The following is a 17,280-nucleotide window of genomic DNA, read 5'->3' on the forward strand; positions in this document are numbered from 1 at the left end:
CGCGCTCCGGATGGCTTCGAAGTGCGCCGCCGCTTCACATGTGGCTCTGTGTGCTCTGTGTACTCTGTGCGATCAGTTCAGCGTGCTGGCCGCCGACTCGGCGCTATCGAAACAGGCGATCAGTACGCGTACCCGAAGATGATATTCATCTCGTCCGTCGACAGCAGCCCGAAGCCCACGGCGGTGTCGCGGACGTTGTTGTACGTCACCACCGAGACCAGCGCATCACCCACGTCCAGCACCAGCGGCGTGGCGAAGTTGATGAACGCCGGGTGCTCCCAGTCGGTGTTCACGTAGACGCTCGTTTCGGTACCGTTGGCGCGGCGCACGAGAATCTCGTAGCGCTCGCCGAGTGCGTGCATGTGCGAGGTGAGGCCCAGCACCGTGGTACGCACAGACGTCGGGAAGACGGTGCGGATGGTCGTCCGCGTTTTCGCCGGGAGCGTGAAGCTCGTGTTGGCGAGATTGAGCGATCGCGCAACCTTCTGCACCTGGGCGAGCGGCGTCGTGTACAGATTGGCCATCGCCTGCCCGGGGAGCGGCGCGGGCGAGCGGTTCACGTAGTGCACGTTGAAATCGAGCGCCGCGTTCGCCGGGAGCTTGAGGGCGACGCCGGCGGGGAAGGTGTAGTCAAAGTCCTGCGTCATGGCCCCGGCGAAGAACACGTGGCAGGCCATGGGGAGCATGTTGACCAGATTCATCGTGCCGTCGGCATTGCGGATGTCGCGCACGACATCGGGAACCGGGCGCGTGTTGCACGGGAACGCGGTCTTCGAGTCGTCGAACGTGTAGAGCAGCAGGTGATGGCTGCCCGGGCGCATGCGCGACTGGATGCGGGTGACGTAGAGGTCACTCGCGTTGCCGAGCCGACGGTACAGGAAGAGCTCGCGCTCCATCGTGGGCGAGACGGCAAAGCTGTCCACCGTGAGCTGCAGGCCGGTGCCCGCCGCCGGGGCGGTGAGCGGCGTGAAGCTCGCGGTCTGCGTGCGGGAGTCGAGGAGCACCGTGGTGTCCACGACATTGCCGGTGCGCGGGGCGCCGGCTTCGATCCAGCGGCGCACGAACTCGAGCTGCCCCGACGACAGCCCGGTCGTGGTGCCCATCGGCATCAGGTTGCCGTAGTCGCGGCTGTGATGCCCGGGAATCCAGGCGAGCTTGTGAAAGAGCAACGAGCTATCGGCGCGGAAAGGCTTCACGCGCTGCACGCCATCGGCCTTGGCAATGGCCTGTACCGAGTTCACCCCCACCAACTGCTGGTACGACGAGTCGGCGGTCAGGACCAGCTGCGAGGTTTTTGCGTCGGTCGTGCCGGTCTTGTGGCAGCTCGCGCACTGCGGCGTGAGTATGTCGCGCTGAATACGGGCAAAGGAGCCGTCAGGCAGCGACGTGCCATTGGAGGTGCTGGCGGTGTCTGATCCCCCGCAGGCGGCCAGAAGCGCGGTACCGCTGGCGAGCATAATGAATCGGCGAAGCACGAGATCTCCTCCGAGAAAAAGTCGGCCGCGGATTTCGCGGAAACGCACGGTTCCTTCCCCTCGTGCGGAAGGAACCGTGCGTTTCCGTGGTCTCTGTGGCAGGAAACTCAGGTGAGCACACCCCGCGCCGCCTCGGTCACGCGCGCGGCGGTGATGCCGAACTTGTCGTACAGCACCGGCGCCGGTGCGCTCGCGCCGAACGTCTCGATGCCCACGATGGCGCCCGTGTCGCCGACCCAGCGGTACCAGCTCGCCGGATGCGCGGCTTCGACCGCCACGCGCGGCACACCGGCCGGCAGAATGCTCGCACGATATTCGGCCGACTGCTGCGCGAAGAGCTCGAGGCTCGGGCAGCTCACGACCCGCGCCTTCACCCCGTCCGCGGCCAACGTGTCGCGCGCCTTGAGGGCGATCTCCACTTCCGAGCCACTCGCCAGCAGCACCACCTGCGGCGCGCCCTCATCGGCCACGACGTACGCGCCCTTGGCCACCCCCGCCTTCGCGCGCGCGGGTTCGCCGAAGTACGCCACCTTCTGGCGCGTCAGCACGAGCGCCACCGGGCCCGTCTTGTGCGCGATGGCGATGCGCCACGCTTCGCTCACTTCGTCGGCATCCGCCGGCCGCAGGACGAGCAGGTTGGGGATGCAGCGCAGCGCCGCGAGATGTTCGATGGGCTGGTGCGTCGGGCCATCTTCGCCCAGACCGATCGAGTCGTGCGTGAAGACGTAGATCGCCTGCACGTTCATCAGGCCGGCCAGGCGGATCGCCGGGCGCATGTAGTCGCTGAACACGAGGAACGTGCCGCCGTACGGAATCACGCCGCCGTGCAGCCCCATGCCGTTCATGATCGCGCCCATCGCGTGCTCGCGAATGCCGAACGTGAAGTTGCGCGCGCCCGGCTCGGCGGCCGAGAAGATCGGCGCACCCTTCACCATCGTCAGGTTCGAGCCGGCGAGGTCGGCGCTACCGCCGATGAGCTCCGGGATCGCCGGGGCGATGGCGTTGAGGACCACACCGCTCGCCGCGCGTGTCGCGACGGCGCCGCTCTTGGCGTCGAACGTCGGAAACGCGCCATCGATCGCCGCCGGCAGCTCGCCATGCATACGCCGCTGGAACTCGGCGGCGAGGTCGGGATGCGCCGCCTTGTAGGCGTCGAAGCGCGCATGCCAGTCGCTGTGTGCCGCCGCGCGCGTGGCCACCGCGCCGGCCCAGTGCTCCCGCACGCCGTCGGGAATGAAGAACGGCTCGCTCGACGGCCAGCCATAGGCCGCCTTCGTCAGCGCGATCTCATCCTTGCCCAGCGGTTCGCCGTGCGCCTTGGACGTATCCTGACGGTTGGGCGAGCCGAAGCCGATGTGCGTCTTCGTGATGATCATCGTGGGCCGCGCGGTCTCCGCCTTGGCGGCGGCGACGGCGGCGTCGATCTGCGCGAGATCATTCACATCGCTGATGTGCAGCACCTGCCAGCCGTAGCTCTCGAAGCGCTTGGCCGCGTCATCGCTGCAGGTGAGTGCCGTGCTGCCGTCGATCGTGATGCCGTTATCATCAAAGAAGCCGATCAGCTTGCCCAGCTTCAGGTGGCCGGCGTAGCTCGCCGCTTCGTGCGAGATGCCTTCCATGAGGCAGCCGTCGCCGGCCACGAAGTACGTGTAGTGATCGACGATCGTATGTCCGGGGCGATTGAAGGTCGCCGCGAGGTTCGCCTCCGCGATCGCGAAGCCCATCGCGTTCGCGACGCCCTGGCCGAGGGGACCGGTGGTCGTCTCCACGCCCTTGGTGTGGTGCACTTCCGGGTGCCCGGGCGTGAGGCTGCCCCACTGGCGGAACGCCTTGATCTGCTCGAGGGGCAGGTCGTACCCGGCGAGGTGCAGCGTGCCATACAGCAGCATCGAGGCGTGGCCGACCGAGAGCACAAAGCGGTCGCGATCGACCCACCCCGGGGCCTGCGGATCGTGGCGGAGATGCTTGGTATAAAGGGCGTACGCGAGGGGGGCGAGCGCCATCGGCGTGCCGGGATGCCCCGACTCGGCGGCCTGGACCGCGTCCATGGCCAGCGTACGAACCGTATCAATCGCCAGACGCGTGACGTCGGGCGAGGAAGTGACAGAAGAAGCGGACACGCAGGGGCTCCCTAGAGCGCAGGTCAGGGCCGGGCGCGCCGCTGTGGCGCGCCACAGCCCTGAAATCTACTCACTCCGGGGGCGCGGTGGCGGCCCGGTTTCGCCGCGTGAGCGGCCTCGGCTACGCCCCGGCGAGGTACTTCTCGCGGGTCAGCGTCAGATGGTGGGCCATGTGCCCGGCCAGCATCCAGATCAGCGCCCGTGCGGTGACGGGGTGATTGCTGGAGATGCCGCTTTGGGCCACCGCGGTGTCATCGAGCGATCGGACCAGCGCCAACGTGGCCGCGCGCACCGCCTCGATTTCGTTGAGCACATCGGCGAGCGAGCGCCGCTCGGCGCGACTTTCCGGCACCCAATCATCCTGCTCGAAGCCCGGCAGCGGCGTGCGGTCGCCGCGCGCGATGCGCAGCAGACGATACGCGAACACGCGCTCGGTGTCCGCGACGTGCACCAGCGACTCCGCGAGTGTCCACTTGCCGGGGGCATAGCGATACGTGCCGAGCGATGGATCGGCCGCGCCGAGCAGGGCGCGCCATTCGGCGGGCTGTGCGGCGAGCAGGGCTACGACATCATCAGTGCCCCGCGCGGCCAACGCGGCGGCTGTGGCGTTCACATACGTGATGGCGTACGGGGCATGTTCACCCGCACCGGGCCGAGGGATGGAGAGTGCCATGCTCGCAATCTATTCGCGAAACCCGAGCGTGGTGCGCACCGCCTCCAGCGCTTCGGCCGACGGCACTGAGCCCTGCGCGAGGCGGGGCGATCCGCCACCGCGTCCGCCATGCGCGTGCAGCGCGGCACGCAGCGTCTGTCCCGCGTCGACGGTCGTATCGGCCGCGGTGCCGAACAGCAGCGCGAAGGTGCCGGGCTGCGTGACGAGCACCGTACACGCGCCAAGCGCTACCAGCTGCTGCACGAGCGGTTCCATGTCCTTCACCGGACCCGTCGACGACACCGCGATGCGACGCATGCCGTCGGCATCGACGGGTGCGGCGCGCCACAGGGCGTCGGCCTCGAACCCCGCGAGCTGCAGCAGCAGCTTGCGCCGCTCCCGCTCCAGCTCGAGCACGCGGGCCTGCTGGGCTTCGACGAGGGCGGGCAGGTCGCTCGGCGCGGCTGATAGCGGGCGGGCACTGCGCGTGAGCAGCTCGGCGTCGAGTCGCGCACGGGCCACCGCGCGATGGCCACAGACGAACTCGATGCGCATCTGGCCTTTGGTCTTCTCGGTGCGTCGCAGCAGCAGCGCACCGATCTCAGCCGTGCGCGACACATGGGTGCCGCCGCAGGCGCTGCGGTCGAGCCCTTCGATGGTCACAATGCGGAGCTCACCGTCGCGATCGCTGGCCTTGCGCAGCCCTTCAGCAGTGGCGGCGTCCTCGTAGCTGATCGTGATGGGGCGGTTCTCCACGACGAGGGCGTTCGCGCGCCGCTCAAGATCGGGCAGCAGTGTGGCCGGAATGTCCGCCGCCGCAACGTCGAGCGTGGAGGTTTCGTCGCCGAAGTGCACACTCACCGTGGGCCAGCCGTACGCATCGTGCAGCAGGGCCGACAGGAGGTGCTGCCCACTGTGCTGCTGCATGTGATCGTAGCGCCGGGCCGCGTCGATCTGTCCCACGACCATCGCGCCCACCGGCAGCCCGATGGGTTCGGCGAGGTGATGCGCAATGCGCGCCTCTTCATCCACCACGTCGGTGATCGCCATGTCCGCCAGCGTGCCCAGGTCGTGCGGCTGCCCCCCGGACGTGGGGTAGAAGGCCGTGCGATCCAGATAGACCACGCGACCCCCGTCGGCGAGCGCCGTGATCGTGGCGCTGAAGCGGAGCAGAGCGGCGTCGTTGTAATAGAGGCGATCGGTCACGGCAGGGAGGGCATGCGGCCACGGGTGGAGCTTCGCACACCGGGCGGCGTGCGTATCTTGGGGAATATGTCGCGACCCCACCTTCCTGTGCGCGTGTTCGGCACGACGCTGGCTGCGGTGAGCCTGATGCTCGGCGGCTGTGTGCCGGTGGCCAAGCCTCCCATGGCGACGGGGCCGCAGCCACTCCCAGAGCCCGCGGCCGCGCCCGGCGTGCGGTTGCCGCTGCTGCCGCCGCAGGCAGAACCAGACGCCGCGCCCTCCGATTCCGCCGGGATCGCCCGGCTGGTGCGATTGTCGTGGGTGTGGCATCTGGCGTCGCTGCATCATCCCGCCGCGGCCGTGCGCGGGGTGCCGCTCGATTCGGCGTACATCCGTGCGGTCACGCTGGTCCGAAGCGCAAACTCTCCCGAAGCGCTGGAAGCGGCGTATGGGCGCTTTCTGGCCGTACTCGACGATCCGCTCACCCGCGTTGAGCGTGGCGCGATGACCGCGCCCGCACCGGTGGACGCGCGCGTGAGCGCCGAGCGCACGCGCGACAGCATTCTGGTCCTCCGGGTACCGACCGCCACGCGCTATGACGAAGCGGCGGCGGTCACCGTGCGCACCGCCCTCGAGAACGCCCCGCTGCGCGTGGTGCTCGATCTCCGCGCCACGACGCCGGCGGATGCCGACAGTGTCGAGGCGTTCTTTGCGAACACGCAGCTGGTGGAGCAGCTCGCCAGCTTGCCGTTCACTCGCAGCAGCGTGCGCACGCGCCGCGTGGGCGGCATGCGCCTTGATGCCGGTGTGTGGCGTTTCGATGATGCGTGGCTGGGGCGCGACGGCGGCCTGCTCATTCCCCGCAGCCCCGCGCCACGTCGCGTCATGGTGCTCGCCAACGCCAACACGGTGCTGCCGCGCAGCGTGCTGGGGCTGGTGGCGAGTGCCCGCGGCACGCTGGTGGCCGAGGGCTCGGTGCGCGATGATGTGCTGGTGCCGTCGGTATCGATCGCCATCGGCGACGGGCTTTCGGTGCGGCTCCGTACGGGTGAGCTGGTGCACGCCGATGGCTCGAGCGGTCTCGTGGCCGACACGACGGTGAGCGCGGCGGCGGCGCCGAGTGATACGGCACCGGTGCTGCGCGCGGCGATGACGCTGCTGCGCGCCGGGCGGGCACCGCGCGCCTTCCGGTTCCCGCTGGTGCGCAAGCCGGCGGCGCTGCCGGGGTACTACGACAGCGATCCGTATCCCTTCATGGGCGCACGCGTGCTCGCTGGCGCGCGTCTCTGGAGCGCGATGCGCGCCCGGCATGCGCATCGCGATCTGTACGACGACGATATCGATGCCGTCTTTGCGCGGACGGTGGGCCGCCTTGAAGGCGCGAAGACGGCGGTGCAGTATGCCGCCGCCCTGCGCGATCTCACGACGAGCTTCGATGATGCGCAGGTGCAGCTGACGGGACCTTCCGCCGATTCGGTGCGCGGCCTGGCGAGCGCGCCCTTCCGTGTGCGGCTGGTCGAAGGGCGCGCGATCATCAGCGACGTGCTGAACGACCCCGACGTGCGCACCGCCGGACTCGAACGCGGGCTCGAGCTCCTGGCGGTGGATGGCTTCCCGATTACCGCGTGGCTTGCCGAACATCGCCGCGATGTGTCGGCGCCGAATGATGCGGCCCGCACCGAGGCGTTGATGCGGCTCCTGCCTCGGGGGCCGGAAGGTGGCATGCTGCTGCGCCTGCGCGATGCCAACAATCGCGAGCGCCAGGTCACCGTGACTCGCCGCGAGCGCTTCGTGCCCTTGCTCCCCACCGTCGAGCGCCCGCAGCAGGCCGCGTCGCTCGCGTTGCCGAACGGCATCGCGTATCTCGATGTGGATCGGCTTACCGATCAGACGGTGGACGCGGCTATTGCGCAGCATCGCGCAGCGCGGGCGTGGATCGTGGACCTGCGTGGTGAGCTGGCCGACAGCAGCCGGGTGGGCGAGCGACTGCTCGCCGCGGTGCGCGCGCGCGATGTCGCCGTCGTGGCGCGCGAGCTGCATCGGTACCAGAGCGCGCCCTGTCTCGCCGAATCGTTGCGGGAGGCCACGCAGCAGTGCGCCGATGAACGCGAGACGCGCGCGCGGGTGAGCCGTGGCGATACGACGGGGCACTACGCCGGGCGACTGGTCGCTCTGGTGGACGAACGCACGAGCGGCGCCATGGAGCGGCTCGCGCTGGCGCTCGAAGCCACCACGGAGGTCACGTTCATTGGTGCCGCCACGGCGGGGTCGCCGGCCGAGGGAGTGCACATCGCGTTGCCGGGGCGGTTGGCGGTGGATGTCCCGGCCGCGGAGCTGCGACGCATCGATGGCTCGGCGTGGCAGCGCGTCGGTATCTCGCCGGTGGTGGATGCGCGACTCACGGTGCGACTGATGCGCAGTGGCGCCGATGACGTGATGGATCGCGCCCAGCAGTGGTTGGCGCAGCAGCTCGACGGCGCTCGGCGGCGCCGCTGAGCACGACCGTGTGCCGGAACGCCGCGTGAGATTCACGAGCGCGCTGCCGATCGACGAGGCCCTGCCCGCGCTGCGCGACGCGTTGCGGACCCGCACCGTCGCGGTGCTCGAAGCGCCTCCCGGCGCGGGCAAGACGACGCGGGTGCCGCTTGCGTTGCTTGAGGAGCCCTGGCTTGGCGGGCAACGCCTCGTGATGCTCGAACCGCGCCGGCTGGCCGCCCGTGCGGCGGCGCAGTTCATGGCGCGCACGCTTGGGGAACCGGTTGGCGAAACGGTGGGCTATCGCGTGCGCGGTGATACGCGGGTGTCGCGCCGGACCCGGATCGAAGTGGTCACCGAAGGTGTGCTGGCGCGCCTGCTCTCCGCCGACGCGGCGCTCGAGTCCTACGGCGCGGTGCTCTTCGATGAGTTTCATGAGCGGTCCCTGCATGCGGATCTCGGGCTCGCGCTCGTACTCGAATCACAGCAGGTGCTGCGTGACGATCTGCGGGTGCTGGTGATGTCGGCCACGCTCGATGGTGACGCCGTCGCGCGGCTCATCGCCGACGCCCACGGTCCGGCGCCGGTGGTCCGCAGCAGCGGGCGGATGTTTCCCATCACGACGCATCATCGCCCGCCGCGCAGCGACGAGCGGCTGGAAACCACGACCAGCCGCGTGGTGCGCGAAGCGCTCGATGCGAACGACGGTGATGTGCTCGTGTTCTTGCCGGGGGCCGGTGAGCAGCGGCGCGTGGCCGAACGCCTCAGCGGGTCGCTGCCGGCCGACGTGCGCCTGCACACGTTGCACGGCACGCTGTCGCTCGCCGAGCAGGACGCGGCGCTGGCGCCGGCCCCGCCGGGGGCTCGCAAAGTGGTGCTCAGTACGAGCGTTGCCGAAACCAGTCTCACGGTGGAAGGGGTGCGCATCGTGGTCGATGCGGGGCTCTCGCGCTTGCCGCGCTACGATGCGGCCGCGGGGCTCACGCGCCTGCGCACCACCCGTGTGAGCCGGGCGAGTGCTGATCAGCGCCGCGGCCGCGCGGGGCGCACGGCACCGGGCGTCTGCTATCGCCTGTGGGATGCCCACGAGGAGCACGGGTTCCTGCCGAGTACTCCGCCCGAGATTCTCGAGGCGGACTTGGCGAGTCTGGCGCTCGAACTCGCCGATGCCGGTGTCGTGGACCCGGCGCAGCTGCGCTGGCTGGATGTGCCGCGCGCGGGGCCGTTCGCGCAGGCGCGCGGCCTGTTGGCGCAGCTGGGCGCGCTCGACGCCGACGGGCGCATCACGGCGCATGGGCGGGCGATGGCCGCGCTTCCGTTGTCACCGCGGCTCGCGCATCTCGTGCTCGTGGGCACGGCGCGCGGCGAGGGCGCGCTGGCGGCGCTGATCGCGGCGCTGCTGGAGGAGCGCGATGTGCTGCGCGCGGAGGGGGCGTGGACGGCGATGCCGGCGGATTTGCGACTGCGGGTGGAGGCGGTGGTGGGAGAGCGGGGCGCGGGGGTGGATCGGGACTCGGTGAGGCGGGTCAAGGTGGCGGCGGGGGAGATTGGGCGGCGACTGCGGGACGGCGGAAGCCTGTACGGCGGAAGCTTGGACGGCGGAAGCTGGGACGACGGGAACGGCGGGAAGACGAACGGCGGGAAGACCAAAGGCGGGATTGAGGACGCGGCGACTGGGGGGTTACTCGCGTTGGCGTTTCCGGATCGGGTGGCGCAACGACGGGCGGGGGCGGAGCCGCGGTATGTGCTGCGCAATGGGAGTGGGGCGGCGTTGGTGAAGCACGACGCGCTTCATGATGCGCCGTACCTGGCCATTGCGGAGCTGGAGGGGCAGCCGCCGGAGTATCGCATTGCGCGGGCGGCGCCGATTTCGTTGGAGGAGATCCTCGCCGACTTTGGTGAGCAGGTGGTGCGGGAGTCGCGGGTGCTCTGGGACGCGCGTGTGCGGCGCATTCAGGCGGTGGAGCGCGTCACGCTCGGCGCGCTCGTGCTGGAGGAGAAGCCGCTGCGCGACGCGGACCCTTCGCTTGTGCGCGAGGCGGTGTTGGCGCATCTCACGGAGATCGGGGTGGCGGCGTGGCCGCTCACGACCGGTGCGGAGCGACTCCGCGAACGGCTGGCGTTCGCGCATCATCATCTGGGCGGCGACTGGCCCGATGTCAGCGACGCGGCGTTGCTCGCGTCGGCCAGCACGTGGCTGGCACCGTTTCTCGATGGCGTGCGAAACTGGGGGCAGCTCGAGCAGCTCGACTGGCATGAGGCGCTCGCGAGTCTGGTGCCTTGGAATCAGCGCGCGGCCCTCGATCGCCTCGCGCCCACGCATCTCGAGGTGCCGAGTGGCTCGCGCATTGCCGTGGACTACAGCACCCCTGAGGCGCCGACGCTCGCCGTGAAGCTGCAGGAGGTCTTTGGCTGGACGAGCACGCCGATGCTGCTCGATGGTCGCGTACCGGTCACGATGGAGCTGCTCTCACCCGCTCAGCGCCCGGTGCAGGTGACCCGCGATCTCGCTGGCTTCTGGAAGAGCAGCTACTTCGAGGTGCGCAAGGAGCTGCGCGGCCGCTACCCGCGGCATCCGTGGCCGGAGGATCCGCTCACCGCGGAAGCGACGCGGCGCGCGAAGCCGCGGGGCTCATGAAAACGCGCCCGGCAGCACCGCGCAGAACTGCTGCATTTCCTCCGGCGTCCCGATGCTCACGCGGCACCAGTCGTTGTACGGCGGGAACGGGCGGCCGATCGTGAAGCCCTTCGCGGCGAAATACTTCTGCATCTCGGTCGTGGGCTTGCCGGCCTGGAAGAAGACGAAGTTCGTCTGACTGGGCGCCACCTTCTTGCCGAGCTTCGTGAGCGTGTCGGTAAGCAGCTGGCGGCTCGCGGTGTTGCGCTGCTTCACGAAGGCCTGATACTCGGTGTCCTGCAGGCTCGCGTTGGCGGCGTGCAGACCGAAGACGTTCGCATCGCCCGAGACGTACTGCTTGATCTTGTTCAGGATGTCTGGGCGCGCGATGGCAAAGCCGACGCGCAGGCCGGCGAGGCCGTGGATCTTGGAGGCGGTGCGCGTCACGACGATGTTCTCGCCCTTGAGTACGAGATCCACCATGCTCTTGTGCCCCGGCACGTCCACGAAGTCGATGTATGCTTCGTCCACGATCACCGGCGCGCGATGGGCGGCGTTCGACACGAAGTCCCGCAGCGCCTTGTCATCGGCGAGGTTCGACGTGGGGTTGTTCGGATTGCACACGTAGACGAGGCGCGTGGACTGCCCGATGCGCGCGTCCATCTGGTAGAGATCGTGATCGAGCCGATCGTCGAGCGGAATGCGATGCACCTTCATCTGCATCGTGTCGCCCCACCGCGGCGTGTCTTCGAAGGTGGGCCATGGCGTCACCAGTTCGCCCCCGCCCATGCCGTAGGCGACGCCCATGATCGAGAGCACTTCACTCGAGCCCTGTGTCACGAGCACGTGATCGACCGGCACGCCGACATGCCTGGCGAACGTCGCCGCAATCTCCGCGCGGATGGGCGGCGCGTACCACGTGTGCTCCACCCAGTGCCCCATCAGCGCGTCCTTGGCCTTCGGGGACATGCCGAACGGATTCTCGTTGTAGTTGAGCCGAACGGGCCCCGCGAGCCGCCGCGCCGTCGTGACGTCGCGTTCGAGCTGCTGGAGCATCCCCGTGTAGCTGATGCCATCGCCCAAGGCGCGCGCCATCTGCGACGCCGGGAGCAGACCAGGCAGCGCGGCGGTCGCGCCAAGGGCAAGGCTGGTGCGGGTGAGCCAGTCGCGGCGGGTCAGGTTGGGCATTGCTTTGGGGGGCTGGGGGGGAACGGCGTATACGTGGGGCGTATACGTGGGGCGCATACGTGTAACGCATACGTACCGCGGTGACGCACCACGTCTGCGCGGTACGTCTGGGCGTTAGTTATGCGCAGTACGTGTACGCGTCTCGCATAAGCATTCGCTCACTCAATCGACATCAGAACCAATCCTCCCGCAATTACCTTTCTGGAATGTCCTGGAAGCGCTGGCTCCTGACCCTGGGTTCGTTCGCCCTCATGCTTGGCGTGTCGGGGTGGGTGGTGGCGCGGAACTGGCCGGCGGGGGGGATGCCGTGGTTGGGATGGACCGTGCATGCGGCGGCCCTCGCGACGGTGACGGCGGAGATCTTCACGCGGGCGTTCAAGATTCAGGCATCGGCGCGGGCGTGCGGGATTCCGTTGCGCTTTGGGACGGCGATGCGGGTGTGCCTGGCGGGGGATTTCGCCGCGGCGATTACGCCGGCGCGGTCGGGGGCGGAGCCGGCGCGATTTCTGGTGTTGGCCGAAAGTGGCACGCCGGCCGCGCAGCGCGTGCTCGTGCTCTTCCTCGAGCTGTTTCTCGAGATGTGGTCGCTGGTGCTGGTCTGCACGGTGCTGGCGGTGGTCTTTCAGGGGCGAGGCGCGTCTACGACCGGGTTGATTGCGCTGGTCGGCGGGTACAGCACGTTCGTCCTTGGCGCGGGGGCGGCGGGGTGGTTCCTGTCGCGGCGCAATGCGAACGGACCGCCGCCGGCATGGGCGCGCCGGCTCCGCCTGCATGCGGGGCGGTGGCGCGCGGTGCAACGCACCCTGCGCGCGCTCCGGAGCTCGGTGCAGGCGCTGCGTACCGCGAATCCGCTGCTGATGCTGCTCGCCTTCGCCGGGTCGGTGCTGCACGTGCTCGGCAAGGTCGCCACGCTGCCGATTCTCGTGTACGTGGCCGATCGTGGGTTTCCGCTCACGATGGACACGCTCGCGCCGCTCGTGTTGTGGCCGCTCGCCCTCTTCTATGGCGGCGTGGCGGTACCGGCGCCGGGCGGGGGTGGTTTCATTGAGGGCGCGTTCGCGGCGACGCTCAAGAGCGCCATTCCGCCCGCGATCTTTGTGGCGTCGCTCGTCTGGTGGCGCTTCTACACCTTCTATCTGTACATCCTCGTGGGGGGCGTCGCCGCCGGTGACGCGGCGCTGCGCGCGCTCAAACCCACGGCCTCTCCGACGCCATCGACGTGAGTGCTCGCCCCACCCCCGCCGTGCCACGCTGGCAGCTGATCGGCGGGTTTCTGATCATCTATGTGGTGTGGGGCTCGACCTATCTCGCCATCAAGTGGGCGGTGGAGACGATTCCGCCCTTTGCCCTCGGCGCGATGCGTTTCCTGCTGGCCGGCAGCGCGCTCTACGCGTGGAGCCGCTGGCGCGGCGCGCCCAAGCCGACGGCGGCGAACTGGCGGGCGAGCGCGGTGGTGGGCGTCCTGCTGCTCTTCGTCGCCAATGGCGGCGTGAGCTGGGCGAGCCAACGCGTCAGCTCGGGGATCGAATCGGTCCTGGTGGCGACGGTCCCGCTCTGGCTCGTGCTGAGCGAAGCGTGGATGGGGAAGCGCCCCCAGGTCGCGCAGGTGGTGGGGGTGCTGATCGGGCTGGTGGGTGTGGGGCTGCTGGTCATGCCCGCGCACGGGAGCGCGGGGGCCCGCACGACGGCGGTGGATCCCATCGGCGCCCTCGTCCTCGTCGTCGGCTCCCTGAGCTGGACCGTCGGATCGCTCTACTCGCGCACGGCGCCGCAATCAAAGTCCGCCTCGCTGGCGATCAGCATGCAGATGCTCGTGGGCGGTGCCTGTCTCACTCTGCTGGCGGCAGCCACCGGCAACTGGACCGCGCTCGCCACCACCCAGGTCAGCCTGCAGTCGTGGCTGTCGCTCGCCTACCTGATCACCTTCGGCAGCCTGATCGGCTTCAGCGCGTACATGTGGTTGCTGAGCGTCGCGAGCCCCGCCGCCGTGGGGACGTACGCGTACGTGAACCCGCTGGTCGCCGTGCTGCTCGGCGTGTGGCTGGGCGGCGAGCGCCTGCCGAGCACCGCCTTCCTGGCGATGGGGATCATTGTGGGAGGGGTGGCGATGGTGAACGTGGTGGGCAGCCGGAAGAACCCGTCACCCAGGACCTAGAGCCCGAAACCCTGAACTGATCGGTTTGGGGTTTCGGGTTCTTGGTGGTGGGTTGTGGGTGTGGGTTTGGGTTTGGGTGTCTCCACGACACGCTCCCGACCCGCTGAATCCCGCGCGCCCCCACCCCGTACGGATGCCTGTCCCCAACCCCGGAGTTGCAGGTGCGCACCCATGTGAAGGTCGTCGGGCTGGTCAATCTTGCCTACAGTGCCCTCGGGCTGCTGGCCGCTGCCGGTGTGTTGTTCGGCGGCATCTTTGGATCGCTCGGCACGTTCAACCCCGTCGTGATCGTGATCGGCACGGTGACCAGCGCGGTGATCGCGGCGGTCATCGGGATCCTGAGCGGATTGGGATTGGTGGCGAGCTTCGCGCTGCTGAACCACCAGAACTGGGCTCGCTACGTCGTGATCGGGTTGAGCTGCTTCCGCCTCTTCCGGTGGCCGTGGGGGACTGCGTTCGCGGTCTACAGCCTGTGGGTGCTCACGCATGAGGAGACCAAGCGGGAGTTCGCGCTCGGCGTGTAGTTGAGCCCCGCGGGTCGGACATCAGACCTCGGCAGCGCTCTGGCCTCAGACCTCGGTCTCGGCCACTGTGATCGGACCTCGGGCCTCGGGATTCAGGCAGCGCACGCCGCGCCTGAATCCCGAGGCCTGATCGTCTGACCCCCGCGCCCGAGACTGAATTCCGAGGCCCGATCGGGGCTCGAAATTCAGATGGTCCGACTCACTGCTTGTGGCGCGTTGCACCAACCGGTACCGTTGGGCGTGCCCCGCCCCGCCGTCACCCGAGAAAACCCGTGAGCGATTCGTATCTCTCTCCAAAACAACGAGATGCGCTCGCTTGCTTCGCGCGAATTCTCACGGAAGGGGTTGGCGATGCTCCTATGGATGTACAATCACTGGCGCGTAACTGCTGCGAAAAAGTCGCAACAGTACCAGCCTACAAGCGCGCCCAGCTCGGCCAGGCGATCGACCTGCTGGCGAGCCCGATCGGCCCGCTCCTGGGCATCGGCCGGCTCACTCGCTTCGCCGCGCTGAGCCCGGACGATCAGCGCCGATGCCTCACGGCGTGGGGCGCCTCGCGGTTGCCGATCCTGCGGACGGCCTATCAGGCGCTGCGCCGGTTGGTGCTCGTCACCTACTACAGTGCGCCGGCCGCGGGGCAGGCCATCGGATACCGGGGCGCCTTTCGCCACCGCACGCCGGAGCTTCCCTGGGAAGGGCCGCTGCCCCCCGCGGAACCCACGGCGCACTCCGCGCCGGCCGCGCCCGAGCCAGTGGCGCGCACGCCGATTCGGCTGCCGGTGGATCTCCCCGCGGAAGCGCCGCCGCGCGGGGTGCATGTCCGGCTCGATCGCCCGCTCCATCGCACCGCCGACGTCGTCATTATCGGCAGCGGAGCCGGTGGGTCGGTCGCCGCGGCGGAGCTCGCCGAGGCCGGGTTCGAGGTCGTCATCCTGGACGGCGGGGGTTGGCACTCGCGCGCCGACTTCATTGAAGACGAAGCGGCCATGGCCGACCGCCTGCTCGCCGAGGGGGGCTGCGGACCACCGATGATGGCGCGATGGCGCTGTTGCAGGGCGAGACCGTGGGGGGCGGCACGACCGTCAATTGGATGCTCTGGCTCCCGACCCCGGACTTCGTGCTCGACCAGTGGGCGCGCGAATCGGGGCTCGCCGGGCTTGGCGCGGCCGATCTCGCGCCCGTCTTCCGGGAGCTCGAAGCCCGGCTGCAGGTGAGCGCCGTCCCACCGGACGCACACTCGGCGAACAACCGGCTCATCCTCGACGGTGCCGCCGCCCTCGGCTGGGCCGCACGCGGGGGGGAACTCAATGCCACGGGGTGCGTGCGCTGCGGCTTCTGCACCGCCGGCTGTCGGCATGAGGCCAAGCAGTCGGCGCTGGTCACCTGGCTGCCGCGCGCGTTGGCGGCGAACGCCCAGCTGTACGCCAACATGGCGGCGCAGCGCATCGAGCGTCGCGAGCGCGACACCGGGACCGCCGCGGGCCAGGGCACGCCGCCGCTCAAGCGGGTGCACGCCACCGATACCCGCACCGGTGCCGCGCTCACGATCGATGCGCCCCTTGTGATCGTGGCCGGCGGGGCGGTGGGGACGCCGGCACTCCTCCAGCGCTCCGGGTTCGGGGGCGATGGCGTCGGTCAGTTCCTGCGCGTGCATCCGGTGACGTTTGGCTTTGGCGTGTACGATCGCGAAATCGCCGCCAGCACCGGGATCCCGATGACGACGCTGTGCGACGAGCATCTGCGCTGGGAGGGGACCGACTACGGCTTCTGGATCGAGACGCCGCCGGTGGCTCCCTGGTTTGCGGCGGCCGCCATTCAGCAGTTCGGGGCCGCGCACGCGGCCCGGATGCAGCAGTTCAATCGGTTGGGGGTGCTGATCAGCCTCACCCGCGACGGCGCCGAGCGGTCAGTGTCGAGTGGGCGCGTGCAGGTGAATCGTCGAGGTGAGACCTCCATCACCTACCGGCTCACCGCGCAGGATGCCCGGCGCGTGCGGGCCTCGCTGGGCGCCATGGCAGAGCTCCACTTCGCCAACGGGGCGCGCGAGGTGTTCACCAGCCATGCGGTGCCACGCGTCGCTCGCAGCCCGCGCGAGATTTCGATGCTGATGGACGCGCCGATGGGGCCCAATGAGCTCGCTCTCGGGTCGGCCCATGTGAACGGGACCTGCCGCCTGGGTGCAGACCGAGCCACCAGCGGTGCCACCCCCGACGGCGAGCGCCACGGGGTCCGCGGTCTGTACATTTCCGACGGATCGTTACTGCCGACCGCGCCGGGCGTGAATCCCCAGGCGACGATCATGGCCGTGACGACCGTGCTCGCGCGGCGTCTCGCTGCGCGTCACGCCGGCATTCACCGCGTCTGACCTCAGCAGGATGGCATGAGCAAAGGGGACAAGAAGCGACGGCGCGCCCTCGACGCGTACAGCACGCTGCAGCGGGCCGCCGCGCTCGCCGCCGCGAGCGTCGACGATGCCGTCCAGCCCTTCGGCCTCTCGGCGTCGCAGTTCGGTGTGCTGGAAACGCTCGCCACGCGTGGCCCCGTGCATCAGCAGGAGCTCGCGGAAAGCCTTGGCCGCAGCAAGGCGCAGATGACCGCGATCATCGATGCGCTCGAAGCGCGCGCGCTGGTGCGTCGCGAACGCCACGCGGTGGACCGTCGCTTCATCTCCGTCTATCTCACCGAAGCCGGTCGCGTCATTCTCACCGACGCGACGCCCGTGCGCACCGAGGCCATCGTGCAGCTGATGCGCGAACTGAGCGGCGAGCAGCGCACCAAGTTGACCCGTCTCTGCCGCCGGCTGTTGCGGGCGTTGGGTGATGAACCCGACGAGCCCAGCGCTGACGACGAGTCGCCCGTTGAAGCAGCAGTCTCGCCGACGAATTAGCC

Annotated in this window: 12 protein-coding genes; 7 read left to right on the top strand and 5 right to left on the bottom strand. The window is 69.4% G+C overall.

What is annotated here, in order from left to right:
• Positions 1–119: 119 nt before the first annotated feature.
• From K2R93_18135 to K2R93_18150, 4 genes are all read right to left on the bottom strand, one after another.
• Positions 120–1,475 (bottom strand): hypothetical protein, encoded by a 1,356-nt coding sequence (locus K2R93_18135; protein ID MBY0491764.1) that lies wholly within the window; start codon positions 1,473–1,475, stop codon positions 120–122.
• A 107-nt stretch (positions 1,476–1,582) separates the two neighbouring features.
• Positions 1,583–3,523 (bottom strand): transketolase, encoded by a 1,941-nt coding sequence (gene tkt, locus K2R93_18140; GenBank protein ID MBY0491765.1) that lies wholly within the window; start codon positions 3,521–3,523, stop codon positions 1,583–1,585.
• A gap of 193 nt (positions 3,524–3,716) precedes the next feature.
• Positions 3,717–4,268 (bottom strand): DinB family protein, encoded by a 552-nt coding sequence (locus K2R93_18145; protein ID MBY0491766.1) that lies wholly within the window; start codon positions 4,266–4,268, stop codon positions 3,717–3,719.
• A 9-nt stretch (positions 4,269–4,277) separates the two neighbouring features.
• Positions 4,278–5,453 (bottom strand): alanyl-tRNA editing protein, encoded by a 1,176-nt coding sequence (locus tag K2R93_18150; protein MBY0491767.1) that lies wholly within the window; start codon positions 5,451–5,453, stop codon positions 4,278–4,280.
• A 66-nt stretch (positions 5,454–5,519) separates the two neighbouring features.
• Here K2R93_18150 and K2R93_18155 point away from each other — a divergent pair, with 66 nt between their 5' ends.
• Together K2R93_18155 and hrpB are read left to right on the top strand one after the other, a co-directional pair.
• Positions 5,520–7,928 carry a hypothetical protein gene (locus K2R93_18155; protein ID MBY0491768.1) on the top strand — a complete coding sequence of 803 codons (2,409 nt, stop codon included), beginning with the start codon at positions 5,520–5,522 and terminating at the stop codon, positions 7,926–7,928.
• 25 nt (positions 7,929–7,953) lie between these two features.
• Positions 7,954–10,545, top strand: coding sequence for an ATP-dependent helicase HrpB (gene hrpB, locus K2R93_18160; protein ID MBY0491769.1), 2,592 nt, complete (start codon positions 7,954–7,956; stop codon positions 10,543–10,545).
• On the opposite strand, the gene K2R93_18165 is transcribed toward hrpB, so the two are convergent.
• Positions 10,540–11,712, bottom strand: a complete 1,173-nt coding sequence (locus tag K2R93_18165; GenBank protein ID MBY0491770.1) for an aminotransferase class I/II-fold pyridoxal phosphate-dependent enzyme — start codon at positions 11,710–11,712, stop codon at positions 10,540–10,542. The genes hrpB and K2R93_18165 overlap by 6 nt on opposite strands.
• Positions 11,713–11,918: 206 nt before the next feature.
• On the opposite strand from K2R93_18165, the gene K2R93_18170 reads away from it, so the two are divergent.
• The 5 genes from K2R93_18170 (at position 11,919) to K2R93_18190 (ending at position 17,278) form a co-directional block, all read left to right on the top strand.
• On the top strand, positions 11,919–12,935 hold the full coding sequence (locus K2R93_18170) for a flippase-like domain-containing protein (protein ID MBY0491771.1): 1,017 nt from the start codon (positions 11,919–11,921) through the stop codon (positions 12,933–12,935).
• A complete protein-coding gene (locus K2R93_18175) occupies positions 12,932–13,867 on the top strand; it encodes an EamA family transporter (GenBank protein ID MBY0491772.1) in 936 nt (311 codons plus the stop codon). The genes K2R93_18170 and K2R93_18175 overlap by 4 nt, the downstream gene beginning before the upstream one ends.
• Before the next feature lie 161 nt (positions 13,868–14,028).
• Positions 14,029–14,391, top strand: coding sequence for a hypothetical protein (locus tag K2R93_18180; protein MBY0491773.1), 363 nt, complete (start codon positions 14,029–14,031; stop codon positions 14,389–14,391).
• A 1,039-nt stretch (positions 14,392–15,430) separates the two neighbouring features.
• Positions 15,431–16,756, top strand: coding sequence for a GMC family oxidoreductase N-terminal domain-containing protein (locus tag K2R93_18185; protein ID MBY0491774.1), 1,326 nt, complete (start codon positions 15,431–15,433; stop codon positions 16,754–16,756).
• Between the two features lie 15 nt (positions 16,757–16,771).
• Complete coding sequence (locus K2R93_18190; protein ID MBY0491775.1) at positions 16,772–17,278, top strand: MarR family transcriptional regulator; 507 nt, start codon at positions 16,772–16,774, stop codon at positions 17,276–17,278.
• The last annotated feature ends 2 nt before the right edge of the window (positions 17,279–17,280 follow it).

The organism is Gemmatimonadaceae bacterium (assembly GCA_019752115.1).
Classification (GTDB): domain Bacteria; phylum Gemmatimonadota; class Gemmatimonadetes; order Gemmatimonadales; family Gemmatimonadaceae; genus Gemmatimonas.